Genomic DNA, 12,517 nt, shown 5'->3' with positions numbered 1-12,517 from the left:
GGAGACGACTCGGGAAGGAAGCAGCTTTTTGAGGCGTAGTGGCGGGGATAAGAGACTGATTTTAAGCCTATTTGTGCTAAAAATATTTAAATCAAATCGCCCCGCTGGGGCTCTGATTAACTCCATTGATCCTCTGAACTACAGTCATATCGGGCCGCTGGCCCTCCTGAGTTGGCTTTAAAAAAATGAGCCTCAGAGAGGCGTTTTGATTGAAGAGATAAGGCTCCTTTCGGCAAACTGAGCTTCGGAGAAGCGATTTGGTAATTAAAAACGATCCCCCTCTGGATCTAAATTGTAATTCGATCCAATTATGTTAAGGGATTTGTAATCCCAGAATCCAGTTATTATTAGACAGAAAGATATTAGGCCCCATTGGGGTTTTCTGAAACACTCCCAAGAGTTGAGCAACTTCCTGCTGCGAAAGCTTTTTTGCTTCCCGTGCTTTTTTCAACCGTGATCCCAATTCCATTTTCAAACAAGTAAAAAGTTACTAAAAATTAGAAATACCTTACTAGGTATTTACCTAAAGACACTCCAAATTAGCACTAAGAATTTAAAGTCAAAGAAAATTTAGATTTTTTTAGTTTTTAAATTATGGAAAACAGTCTTTTCTGCGTAAAGAAGCTATTTGATCAGATCAAACTGCCTTATAGCATGTACTATTTGAAGGAAAAATTGCTCACTCATCCTGAGCCGGATTCCTTACTGGCTATATCCGATACCTTGGCCGAATACAAAGTAGAAAGCCTTGCGCTACAGCTCGATGAGGAAAAATTGGATCAACTTCCCCTGCCCTGTGTGGTTCAGATCAGCAAAAATCCCTATCCTTATTTCACTTGCTTGACTCAAGTCACTGAAGATTGGGTGGAATATTTGGATGAAAAAGGAAAACTGGTCAAGGTAAGTAGAAAAGAGTTTGTGAAGCATTGGACTGGGGTAACGCTTGTGGTGGAAAAAGAGGAACACTCAGGAGAACCGGGATATACCAAGCGACGAAAGGAGCAATTGATCTATCAGTCTTTAGTAATTCTTACTGGTGCAGTTGGTTTAGCTTGGATCATTGGAGATTTGATAGGGTTGGATTACAACACCTCTTATTCTTTTGGGGTGATTGCTCTATTGATTTTAAAGCTTGCTGGCTTGGGCATTTCAACTATTTTGCTCTGGTCAGAAGTGGATAAAAATAACGCTGCAATTACTCAATTTTGAAGTGGAGGGGAAAGTGTGGATTGTAATTCAGTCATTGACTCCTTTTCGATAGCAGGACTCATTAGCTTAGGGAATTTGTCCTTTGCCTATTTTTTCGCCGGGACGTCTCTCCTTCTTTTCAGTTCATTTTCTGCTTCCGCTCTTACGGTATTAGGTTTGCTCAGTTATTTCAGTTTGGCTATTATCCCATTTTCACTGTACTATCAAGGGGTCAAACTGAAAAAATGGTGCCGACTTTGTCTTTGGATTTCCGGGATTTTAGTGGTGGAATTGGCGGTCAGCCAATTTCTACTGCCTGACTTAGTTTGGCCTTCATTTGGAGATTTGGGGCTGTTTTCATTCGTTTTTTTGGTTTCAGTACTAGCCTGGGTCACTCTAAAACCCTACCTGAATGCTCAAAACGATCTATATGCTACCAAAAGCAAGTTGGCCAAGGTTCTATCCAACAAAGAACATTTCGATTACTTGCTAAATAACTCAAGACGAATTACTTCCAATCCCGAAGGATTAGGGATATTCCTGAAAGGGGCAAATCCTAAATACCATGTCCTAAAAGTCTGCAACCCTTACTGCGGTCCCTGTGCACGAACGCATCCGCTTTTGGAGCAGCTCTATGAAGCCGGGAATATTGATTTACAGATCGTATTTGTACCCGGAGGAGGAGATGAGGTCAGACTTAAGACTATTCGCCACCTTTTGGGGATTGCTTCTCAAGGAGATTTAGAAAAAACTCGCCAAGCCTTGGATGAGTGGTATGGTCAGGAAAAGAAAGATTATGAAGCCTTTGCGGCAAAGTATCCACTCAATGGAGAACTGGCAAGGCAGGAATCCAACATCAAGGCTATGCTGGACTGGGCAGACAAGGAGCAGATTAGCCATACGCCTACGATTTTCATCAATGGCTATGAATTGCCATCCACCTATGCGGTGGAGGATTTGAAATATGTCTTAAACTAAAATAAGCTGCTGATGCAGAAAAAAAATATTCAATCGCGATGAATAGTCACAGTCTCCGGTGACTCAAATGGTCGGAGATTATCTTACCAATTCAAAATTAATTATTAACCATTTAAATCGTAAACTATGAAAAAGTTAAGTCTAGAAATGCTCCGGCTCAGCACCAATGAAATTTTGGAAAGAAGTCAGATGAAGAAGATTACTGGGGGTTATGGATCAAGCGGACCTTGTTGTATTCATTTACGTCAATCAGGCAGTGGTGCATATCTGGGAAGATCGTGTGGCTTTTCATTGGAAAGGGCGAGAGGGGATTATTTTATGACTACGCAATATAGTAATGGAACATATGCATCGGGTTACTGTTGCGCAAGCTGCTAAATAAGGACATTTGGTTTCGCTTTGAATTCTGAAGCGAAACCAAAACTTACTCTTGAAAAACTAATTATATCTAATGAAATTAAGGATAAACTTCTTTTTGATTCTATTAATGGCTTGTACTGAATCCAAAGATAAGCCTTTTCAAAATAACGAAAATCTGAAAAATGAAAACCCAAATAGGATTACGATTATAAATAGTTTAGATAAAACCTATCCATATATTATTTACAAGGAGCTAACATTGGAAGAGCTTTTGAAAGGAGAAGTGGTTTCTGATACTATCTATAGTCCAGACACATTATTTTTCAAACTAAATGAGAGCGTTCAATTAATTAATATCACACCAACAGATGAATTTAACCCACAATCATTTTTAGTCCAAACTGGAGACACTTTAAATATTAATAGTATAAAAAATAAATTACATATAAATCGAGTAGAGAATGGTAAGCTAATTCCCATAAAATGGGATTATTCTCACATTATACCAAAGTCTAAACTATTTTTGAAATTAGATTCCTTGGAAAGCTTTTTCCTAATAGAAGAAAAGATAGCCAATTTAAATTCATTTCTTCCCAATATAAAAAATAGCGACGAATGGGATTTGAAACTTCCAGAACACCTTAAACAGATTGATGAATCTTATTCGATATTAATAGATTCCATAAATAGGAATGATAATCAATTAAATAAAGCATATAATCAATTAATCCAGAAAGACCAAATTCTTCGTACGATTAATGTGCTAAGCATCGTAAATAACAAATTAGAAACAGAGAAATTTTATAAAAAACTTTTTACCCTTGAGTATTTCAAAAACAGATACTTATCTGACATATATGGAATTTATTATTTGAGAAAATTCCATTTCAACAATGACATCACCTTACCTGAGGTATATAATAGAGAATTTAAAGAATATCCAGAAGTAATTTCTAGATACTTTAAGTTTAGATTGATATCTTCTATGGTAGAAAAAAAATACAATAGAAAGACTATATTAAATTTTTTAAATAAATACAAGGAAGAGTATGGTGATTTTTCTCCTTTAGAAAATATTTTAAATGAAATAGAATATGGAGTTGAGACATCACCTGATCTTGCATTAATTGATTATGAATCCAACGTATCTAATTGGGAAGAAAAAAAGAAGCAATGGAAAGGAAAAATAATTTATTTAGACTTTTGGGCTAGTTGGTGCGCCCCATGTTTGCGAGCAATGCCGTATTCCAAAGATTTGAAAGAAAAATTAGCAAGTAAGGAGATTGTGTTTGTCTATTTGGCATTGAATGATAAGGAAGATATGTGGAGAAATAGTGCCCAGAAGAATCAGATTATAGAAAACAACTTTTTTATCAAAAACTCCAAAAGTTCAGAGTTCATCTCTAATTACAATATAAATGCTATTCCAAGATATATGATTTTTGATAAAAATGGAATGCTGATTCATGAAGATGCACCCGGTCCTGAAACCAAAGAAGCTTTTGAGATTTTAAGTGAACTACTTAAGGATTAAGTTTTGAAACCCACATTCCCCCATTACAAACAACCCGACTCCAAAGACTGTGGCCCCACTTGCCTGCGAATTATCGCAAAGCACTATGGAAAGCTGACCTCCCTCAAGGAAATCCGGGAAATATCGGAGACGACTCGGGAAGGAAGTAGCTTATTGAAGCTTAGTAATGCGATTGACTTGAGGAATGAGTATTCAATTATTTATCTTGACTCTTACACCATTCCCACAAAGTCTCTAAAGTTATCTTGGGAAATTATTTGATAGTCAGCAGGGTAAGCTTCTAGAAATACAGATGGCTTCTTGATTTTGGAATTGGGGTTCCATTTAAATTCAAAGGCTGAAATCCGCCCACCTGCTTCCTCCAAGTAATCAATTTCTTGCTGTTGCTTTGTTCGCCAAAAGAATGAATTTGCATAGGCCGAATGGTAATGATTTCGCTTCATTCGCTCGGTGATCAAAAAATTTTCCCACAAGGCACCGATATCATTTCTGAATTCAAAAGGATTGAAGTTTTGGATCAGGGCATTTCGGATTCCATTGTCGTAAAAATAGATTTTCCGGGTCGTCTTTATTTCATTTCTAAGATTTCTGCTGAAGGAATGGAGTGGATAAATGATGCAGGAGAGCTCCAATAGTCGGATATAGCTTGAGACTGTGTTTTTGTCCACTCCAGTTAGCTGAGCCAATTCATTATAGCTAACTTCTGAACCGATTTGGAAGGCAAGTGCTTGAAGGATTTTTTCCAAGACCTCAGGTTTTTTGATAGAGGCAAATGAAAGAATATCCTTAAATAGATAACTCTGCGTGATTTCATTCAGAATATCCCGCTCTTCTCCGGGGTGATTGATGACCTCCGGATAGAAACCATAAATCAATCGATTTTCCAGATCCCGCAGTGCATCCAAATACCCTACCGATTGCTCATATTCTTCATACGAAATGGGAAAAAGAAAGTATTCAAACTTTCTGCCTGTGAGGGGCTCATGGGTATTGTTTCGAAGTTCAAAGGCAGAAGAACCACTCAGAATCAATTGTACATCTTTGAATTGATCGTGAATAATCTTGGCCGTAATACCAATATTTTCGATTCGTTGAGCTTCGTCAATAAAGACAATTTTGGCATTGCCAAGCAGGTTTTCGATTTGCTTGGTATTGGGATTAGTTAATTGCTGTCTAACCAAAGGATCATCCCCATCCAGAAACAAAAATCCTCGATCTTTCAATATCTCACGAATCAGTGTCGTTTTGCCGACTTGCCGCGCTCCAATCAGGACGATAGTCTTGCCTTTGAAAAGCTTATCAGAAATCTTTTTATCAAGTATTCTACGAATGGTATTTTTATTCATTCACTAAAAGTAAGTTATTTTGGTGAATATATTCACTAAAAAGCATGACTTTCAGTGAATATAAAGCTGCTTACCTTGGAAAACATCAAGGCGAGCTGATTCTGTATTAGTTTGATTCAATTTCTCGATGGTTGATATTTGAAAAATCGGAGGGCAGCTGTCAAGCTGCTCTCTCTCTGAAATAAAATCAGGGAATTTCTGAAAACAATGGGAAAGAAAATGGCTAATGAAAGGCCGGTAACACGACTGAGATGGCATCATTCAAAGTAGCAAGTATCTTATTTTCGCCAGTAAATATTTACTGAAAATTAGAAATATCTTTCTAGGTATTGGGTAAATAAGCAAATAATTATATTAAAAAACGGCATTTTTGGGTGCAAAAACTTTTAATGAAGAAAAATTCAAAAAAAATCCCCGAATCAATCGACTCGGGGATTTCAAATCAATTAATCTCAATTCTTATTTACTCCAATTCGCTTTTCCGCCTTTGGCAGAATCGACGGTAATGCTGTAGTTTGATCCGGAAGAAACGATCCATCGAATCTTTACTGCACTCATGCCGGGGATGTTGGCCACAGCGATGCGCTCAGGTCTTAATTTTTGCTCCTGATAGCGTTTGAAATCCTCATCTTCCACCACAAATCCAGCGACAACTTTTGCCCCCTCAATGCTCACATAGTCGGGCCGCTCAATATTGTATTTCAGATCTTGGGAAGAGTGGGTAGGCATCATGCGCTCATTGAAAATGGTAGCCGTGATTGCTTTCAATCCGCCGCCAAGGTCTTCTTCGCTTACATCCATTACAGACAGCTTGGGCGTATGATAGGCATGATAGATGGTAAAGGCCGAATTCCGATGCGCATCCTGCTCCATCAAGAAGCCGGGATGAGCCCGTCCAAAAGTTTTCTTAAAGCCTCCGATTTCCACTGTGCCAAATTGGGGATGATCATAGCTTTCCCAATCCACAAAAGCATCTCCAAACGTCAGCAATTGATCGACTTTGAGTTGCTCGTCCTGATTGCCTCTACCGGCATTTTGATGGAAATAAAGGTAGGAAACCATCAATTCATTGGAGTAGGTGAAGATCCCACGATTGCCATAGAACCAGTCCAACTCTCCACCAAAAACGGAATACAAGTCCTTGTAAACGGTCAAATAGCGATAGCCAGGCATCATTTCTTCGCCTTTTTTGGCGATCGCGTCGTAGATTTGAATATCCTGACGGTTGTAGGTGCCGATATCTTCCTCAGCTCCAGGACCACGGAGAATCATCCCTCCGTAGTTATGGTAACTCTGCGCTCCGGCAATATTGGGATGCTTCATCACAAACTCCATTACGGCACGGTTTTCAGATAGGGTAAATGGATATCTCAGCGCTCCTCGCTGCACGTAGTCAGGCTGCCAGTTCCATCCCCAGTCTCGGTTAGGATCGTAATACCCAACATCATCATCATTGATTCTACCGTCACCATCGAGGTCCGTTCCTTCCTGACCCAGCATTTCATACTCTCCCACTTGATCAGGTCCTACAGGCATCAATCTTCGTGGATCCAAAGGATCTTTGATGTAGCGGCCGGTTGGGCTTTTTCGGATCATCAGCGTGATGTGACCGTCTCCATTCAGATCATCCATTTCATCTTCTCCCGCTTCCCCGTCTCCGTCATTGTCCAGGACCATGACGCCGGATCTTGGGGTGTTGGCATTGTTTGGCTTGAGAAAGAAATCATTCCGCGCATCAGGGTTGATGGTGGGCGTGATGTAAAAGGTTTTGTCCCTAAGGAGCTCTTGGATAAACTCCGTATCCGCATGCATCTCAGTCAGATACCAGGCTGAGTAAAGCGCAAATTCCGCCCCCTGCACTTCATTGGAGTGGATATTTCCATCAATCCACATGGCAGGCTTGTCGGTGTCCTTTCCGGTGGAAAAATCCGTAATCGTCAAGGTCATGATGTCTCTTCCCTCGTAAGATTTTCCAATCGTTTCGATCTTGGCCAAGTTAGGATGTGCTTTAGCAATTTTCTGCATCACATCGACAAGGCCTTCATAGGTATAGTAGCGATTCCAAGCCACTTCTACTTTGGGCATGTGGGGCGAACCCACCGCTTTGAAAAACTTTTGCTGTGCACTACTCGGGGTACTTACAAGGCTAGCTGCACTCAAAGCCAATGCAAGGATGATATTCTTCGTCTTCATAATTTTCATGGCTTAGAGGTTGAAAGTTTTGTTGATGAATCCCACATGCGAGGCTCCGGCTTTCATGCTAATGTCACCCTTTCCACGGATGATCCAGCTAAGGCTGGTTTTTCCAAATGCATCAATCGAATCAACTAACTGGATTTTTTCACCTGAAATCAATCGGTCATTAGGAGCATTCAGGTCAATGCGGATTTTGCGAAGCCACCTCGACCGCTCACCCATTTCTGAATGGGTCGGCAAGGGTGAATTATTAAACAAATCCAGAGAAATACGGGTCAGCCCGTTGCCAATGGATTCGACTTCTAGGTTTTGAATCTCCAGTTTTGGCTGCATCTCAGCCAGTTTGAGGATAAATTCGGTGTGCTCTTCGGCGATTTCCCCTACTTTTTCGAAAGGTGGATTGACCATGACAAAGGGCTTGATACCACCCACTTCCACTTTTTTACCAGGGAAATCAGGATGCGTGATTTCTGTCCACGGTACAAATACCTCATTCCAACCTAATGAATCTGCCCAAGCTAAATAGTTCGCCTCGGGATTGTCCTTGCCTTTGAAATCCGGCGTCCAATAGCCCGGTGTTCCAAAACTCAAGCGTCCAAAGTGGAAATAGGCCCATTGGAAGAAATCCCCGTCAGTTCCTTGATTGGTCTGCTGATAGGCTTTTTGAGAAATGGTTTCATTGTACATCCCAGAGACCATGGCATTGATCGCTTCATCTTTTTGTAAAATGGAAGTGACTACCCGCTTTCGGGCGTTTTGTGCATTGTATTTTAGTGGGCTGGAAAGGTTATTTGCTGGTGAGAAGGTCACAAAGGCAAAAATATTCCACTGCTCAAAAAGGTAATCCAGCATCGCTCGGGATTCGACTTGAGAAACTGGGATATCCCCTGCCAATGGCTCAAAAACTGGGAATTTGAAGGTCATGGATTTGTTAAATGCAATGCCTTCTTTGAGGTCTTCGGCAAACTTCCCGTCTTGATCCTCATCTTTACTTTCTTTGAAAACCAGATAGTTTCCGGCTTCTCCCTTGCTTCGGTCAGCTTTGACCAATACTCTACCATCTTCCTCGGATAGCTTATAATCTCCCATGGGATCCTCTACCCGCATCCAAGTGATGAACCCGTCGCCGTTGAGGTCGGTGTAGCCATTGTCTCCGGCTGTCCCGTCTCGGTCATGATCCACAGCGGTAGCATTGCCACGTCGCTCATATTTCAAAGCTGCATGGTATTGCTCATAGGCATCAGGAGACATATTGGGGAAAATATAAAAGGTGGTATTCTCCAGTTTTTCTGCATGCTCACTGACTAGTTTTTCTGCAAACTGCGTGGCAAGCTCCACACTGAGTACATGAAACCCTTCTACGCCACCCACTACGGCGATAGCTGGCTTTTCATCCAGGTTGCCTGTACCTACTTTAAGCACCCAAATGTCTTTTCCTCCGGCTGTTTTGGTCAGAGATTTTAGTTCGACAGAGGCTTGATTCCCCAAAGTCTGCAGCCGCTGATTGAGCTGACTGAGCGTAGGATAGTCGCCCTGTGCTAGTGCAGGCAGGGAAAAGCCGAGACTTCCAGCCAGCAAGCAGCTTAGTACGATTTTCTTCATAAATCTATTGAGTTTAAATTCCGATTGACGATCACCAAATGATCGAATTATTCTTGAATTTTATTAAAAATCTATGACAATATCGCTTTTTAGTTTTCTGAATGTCTAAAATCTGCGTGAATGGGACTTGTCGTGGATAAGTGGAGTCAAGGCTTAGATTTGTAGACTTAGAAAAATTTCGCTTATTTCAGGCGAATCCTTTCCATGATTATGTATAAGAAAATAGGCTTAGCCATTGCCTTTTCTCCCCGAATTGAAGCTCTTATTGCCGAATCCAAGCGACTTGTCCAACTTTTTGATGCCGAGTTGGTTCTAATCCACGTGGGAATTAAAACTCCCGAACTCGAGGGGCGATTAAATGAAATCCTCACTAGTCAAGGTTGTGATCAGCTCAAAATTCGAACCCGATGGGAAGAGGGTAAACCTGTCAAAATGATCTTGAAAGCCTGTGAAGAAGAACAAGTTGATTTATTGGTAGCAGGAGCATTGAAAAAAGAAGGCCTTTTCAAATATTACATGGGTTCGGTCGGAAGAAAAATTATCCGAAAATCTAACTGTTCAGTTTTGACCTTGATAGAGCCTCATGTGGAGACCTCTTCTTTTTCGCATGTAGTGATCAATGGTACCCAGTTGGAAATCACCGCTGAGGTAATCCGGCAGGGAGTCCAACTCTCCAAAATGCTCGCCGCAGATCATGTGTCCGTGCTCAATGAAATCAAAATGTATGGTTTGCAGATGGGGACTGCAAGCGAAGATTCTGAACAGGAGATAGCACATACTCGAAGACAGCTTGTGCAGGATGAAATTGACTATGTGCAGCAAATTTTGGATACCATTGACAAGGGAGACTTGAAAATCAACATTAAAGTGACTGGTGGAAGATGGGCGGTAGAATTGGCTCGATATTGCGAAAAAACGCATGCAGACCTTTTGATCGTAGGTGATGACAAGAAGTTAAACTTTTTTGATAGAATTTTCCCACATGATTTGGAGGAGCTACTCAGTACGCTGCCCTGCAATCTGCTCATAGTAAAAAAATAATCCTCCATGGAAACATTAAACCATAAGGAGGTCATTAATCTCCTGCTTCAGATTGCTACTATGTTGATTGCTGCCCGACTTTTTGCAGAGGTGGCCCGTCAGCTCAAGCAACCTGCCGTAGTAGGAGAAATTATCGCAGGAATCATCCTGGGTCCGACTATTCTGGGCTCGATTATGCCTGATTTTCAGCAGTATCTTTTCCACTCCAACGACATGACCAATGTGGCTTTGGATGGTTTTGTGCAGATTTCCGTAGTTCTTCTTCTTTTCATAGCAGGGATAGAAGTGGAACTTCAAGTCGTGTGGTACCAAGGCAAAAAGGCATTAAAAATTGCTGTAGCCTCGATGGCCTTACCCATCATTGCCGGCTTTGTCGTGGCTTATGCCTTTCCTGAGTTTTTGGGAGTTAATATTAACGATAGGGTCGTGGCTTCTACCTTTTTCGGCTTGGCGATTTCGATCACTGCCTTGGCCGTGGTGGCCCGTGTCCTGATGGATTTGAACCTATTCAAAACACAGACAGGTCTCTTGATTATTGCCTCGGCTATGATTATCGATGTCTTGGGTTGGATCGTTTTTTCGGTAATATTGTCGCTCTCTGACTCGGGTACCGGTGGACTTGGGGTATGGCCTACGATTGCCTTGACCCTAATTTTCACCTTGATTATGCTGACCGTGGGCAAAGGCTTGATCAACCGTACGCTTCCTTGGATCAATAAAAAAATGGCCTGGCCCGGGGGCTTGTTGTCTCTTTCTCTTGCTACTTGTTTTTTGGCGGCATCCTTTACAGAATTCATCGGAATACATGCCATTTTTGGCGCATTTATCTTTGGAGTGGCTCTGGGAGATTCTGAGTTTTTGACAGAAAAAGCCAAAGAAATCCTACATCAATTTATCAATAATATTTTTGCACCTATATTTTTCGTCTCTATTGGTCTGAAGGTTAATTTTATCGAAAGTTTTGATTTCGGAGTTACAGGAGTAGTGGTCATTGTGGGCTTATTGACCAAATATTATGGAGCTTATCTTGGTGGGAGATTGGCAGGTGTGGGGAGAAAAGTCTCTATCGTGACCGGATTTGGATTGAGCACAAGAGGAAGTATGGATATCATTTTGGGATTGATTGCTTTGGAATATGGCTTGGTCGATGATTCCCTTTTTATTGGTTTGGTGATTTTAGCACTGATTTCGTCCATCGCTTCAGGACCCTTGATGGGTTGGGCTGGAAAAATGAAGATCTAGAGGAATCTCTTCCGAAAATTCTTCAGCTATCAATAGCACGAGGTGAATTTCAGAATTTTAAGATTCATGGTATTATTCTAAGGTACCTTGGTTAATCCCCGTTAAAATGGCCCTTTTTGGGCTGTTTTTCTGGGTAGGCTACTATGATTTTTTTAATTTTAGTCTATTCAAATCAAAAAAATCTACTAATGAATTTTAAGACAAGAATTAAATCTTTAACGGTATTTGTATTCTCCTTTGCTTTTTTAGCCGCTTCTGCTTTTGCACAGCAAATGACACCACCTCAGGCGCCTATTCAGGACGATTTCTCTGATTCAGAAATTGAAACCTTTGTAAAAATCAACAAAGAAATAATGCCCGTACAGGAAAAAGTACAGCAGGACATGGTCAAATCCATTCAGGAAAAAGGAATGGAAGTGCCTCGTTTCCAAGAATTAGCACAGGCTCAATCGGCAGGAACATTACGAGAAGTCACTGAGGACTTGGATGAGATTTCAAAATTTAATGAAATCGGGCAGGAAGTCATGAAGCTTCAGCAAGACATGCAGGTGGAGGTACAGGAAATTATCCAGAAAAGCGAAATGGCCCCTGAAAAATTTGAAGCAATTTATATGGCGTATAACAGCAGTCCTAAAGTGAAGGAAAAAGTGGACAAACTCCTACAGGAGGATCAATAAGCTTTAGATTTCACTAATTTATTTCAAGAGCTAAATAGCTCCAAAATTCAAGAGGCTGTCTCAAAACTGGTTAAAAAGTTTAAGGCAGCCTTTTTTAGAGCGTAGAGGCCGATTTACTGATTTTCGGCCTTTATTTTTTTGACCTCTGTTCAACTTCGGGTTTCGGTGTTGATTTTTGGTAAAGGAGTTACTATGCAGTATTTCCACGGCTTAATGGACAAAAACCGGGCTTTAAAATGGCTCATCGGACCATCTTGGCCAAGTTGTGTGCGATGACCAGCAGACCAGTTTCGATAGCTACTTTTTCCTTACCTCTGAGCATGAATCTGCCTCTGCCTTTGTTGAACTTGAGG

12 protein-coding genes are annotated in these 12,517 nt (G+C 40.9%); 8 read left to right on the top strand and 4 right to left on the bottom strand.

What is annotated here, in order from left to right:
• The 5 genes from BLQ57_RS21385 to BLQ57_RS19740 form a co-directional block, all read left to right on the top strand.
• Nucleotides 1–181: hypothetical protein (locus BLQ57_RS21385; protein ID WP_217639535.1), on the top strand; the 181-nt coding region annotated here is incomplete at its 5' end.
• 413 nt (nt 182–594) lie between these two features.
• On the top strand, nt 595–1,209 hold the full coding sequence (locus BLQ57_RS21535; RefSeq protein WP_240507882.1) for a cysteine peptidase family C39 domain-containing protein: 615 nt from the start codon (nt 595–597) through the stop codon (nt 1,207–1,209).
• Between the two features lie 15 nt (nt 1,210–1,224).
• The gene (locus BLQ57_RS21530) at nt 1,225–2,166 is read left to right on the top strand and encodes a vitamin K epoxide reductase family protein (protein ID WP_240507883.1); all 942 of its coding nucleotides are present in this window, start codon (nt 1,225–1,227) and stop codon (nt 2,164–2,166) included.
• 451 nt (nt 2,167–2,617) lie between these two features.
• Entirely contained in the window at nt 2,618–4,060 is a 1,443-nt protein-coding gene (locus BLQ57_RS19745; protein WP_087941330.1) for a TlpA family protein disulfide reductase, read from the top strand.
• A gap of 3 nt (nt 4,061–4,063) precedes the next feature.
• Nucleotides 4,064–4,321, top strand: a complete 258-nt coding sequence (locus BLQ57_RS19740) for a cysteine peptidase family C39 domain-containing protein (RefSeq protein ID WP_240507884.1) — start codon at nt 4,064–4,066, stop codon at nt 4,319–4,321.
• Here BLQ57_RS19740 and BLQ57_RS19735 read toward each other — a convergent pair.
• From BLQ57_RS19735 to BLQ57_RS19725, 3 genes are all read right to left on the bottom strand, one after another.
• A complete protein-coding gene (locus BLQ57_RS19735) occupies nt 4,273–5,406 on the bottom strand; it encodes an ATP-binding protein (protein WP_087941331.1) in 1,134 nt (377 codons plus the stop codon). The two genes, BLQ57_RS19740 and BLQ57_RS19735, sit on opposite strands and share 49 nt — an antisense overlap.
• Nucleotides 5,407–5,865: 459 nt before the next feature.
• A complete protein-coding gene (locus BLQ57_RS19730) occupies nt 5,866–7,599 on the bottom strand; it encodes a M14 family metallopeptidase (RefSeq protein ID WP_087941335.1) in 1,734 nt (577 codons plus the stop codon).
• A 12-nt stretch (nt 7,600–7,611) separates the two neighbouring features.
• Nucleotides 7,612–9,204, bottom strand: coding sequence for a M14 family metallopeptidase (locus BLQ57_RS19725; RefSeq protein WP_087941332.1), 1,593 nt, complete (start codon nt 9,202–9,204; stop codon nt 7,612–7,614).
• A gap of 210 nt (nt 9,205–9,414) precedes the next feature.
• Between BLQ57_RS19725 and BLQ57_RS19720 the strand changes: the two genes are divergently transcribed.
• The 3 genes from BLQ57_RS19720 (at nt 9,415) to BLQ57_RS19710 (ending at nt 12,164) form a co-directional block, all read left to right on the top strand.
• A complete protein-coding gene (locus tag BLQ57_RS19720) occupies nt 9,415–10,245 on the top strand; it encodes a universal stress protein (protein ID WP_087941333.1) in 831 nt (276 codons plus the stop codon).
• A gap of 6 nt (nt 10,246–10,251) precedes the next feature.
• On the top strand, nt 10,252–11,487 hold the full coding sequence (locus tag BLQ57_RS19715; protein WP_087941334.1) for a cation:proton antiporter: 1,236 nt from the start codon (nt 10,252–10,254) through the stop codon (nt 11,485–11,487).
• 188 nt (nt 11,488–11,675) lie between these two features.
• Nucleotides 11,676–12,164, top strand: a complete 489-nt coding sequence (locus BLQ57_RS19710; protein ID WP_087941336.1) for a DUF4168 domain-containing protein — start codon at nt 11,676–11,678, stop codon at nt 12,162–12,164.
• 241 nt (nt 12,165–12,405) lie between these two features.
• On the opposite strand, the gene BLQ57_RS21015 is transcribed toward BLQ57_RS19710, so the two are convergent.
• Nucleotides 12,406–12,517 (bottom strand): transposase (locus BLQ57_RS21015; RefSeq protein ID WP_139162831.1); only part of this gene is annotated, 112 nt, incomplete at its 5' end.

It is taken from the genome of Algoriphagus faecimaris (assembly GCF_900101705.1).
Lineage (GTDB): Bacteria > Bacteroidota > Bacteroidia > Cytophagales > Cyclobacteriaceae > Algoriphagus > Algoriphagus faecimaris.
The sequence above is the reverse complement of the archived record's forward strand: the minus strand, read 5'-3'. Positions and strand labels throughout refer to the sequence as shown.

Bases quoted from the DNA above. Each gene is read 5' to 3' on its own strand.
- BLQ57_RS19720 (WP_087941333.1), top strand. From the start codon at position 9,415: ATGTATAAGAAAATAGGCTTAGCCATTGCCTTTTCTCCCCGAATTGAA.
- BLQ57_RS19725 (WP_087941332.1), bottom strand. From the start codon at position 9,204: ATGAAGAAAATCGTACTAAGCTGCTTGCTGGCTGGAAGTCTCGGCTTT.
- BLQ57_RS19745 (WP_087941330.1), top strand. From the start codon at position 2,618: ATGAAATTAAGGATAAACTTCTTTTTGATTCTATTAATGGCTTGTACT.
- BLQ57_RS19730 (WP_087941335.1), bottom strand. From the start codon at position 7,599: ATGAAGACGAAGAATATCATCCTTGCATTGGCTTTGAGTGCAGCTAGC.
- BLQ57_RS21535 (WP_240507882.1), top strand. From the start codon at position 595: ATGGAAAACAGTCTTTTCTGCGTAAAGAAGCTATTTGATCAGATCAAA.
- BLQ57_RS19735 (WP_087941331.1), bottom strand. From the start codon at position 5,406: ATGAATAAAAATACCATTCGTAGAATACTTGATAAAAAGATTTCTGAT.
- BLQ57_RS19715 (WP_087941334.1), top strand. From the start codon at position 10,252: ATGGAAACATTAAACCATAAGGAGGTCATTAATCTCCTGCTTCAGATT.
- BLQ57_RS19710 (WP_087941336.1), top strand. From the start codon at position 11,676: ATGAATTTTAAGACAAGAATTAAATCTTTAACGGTATTTGTATTCTCC.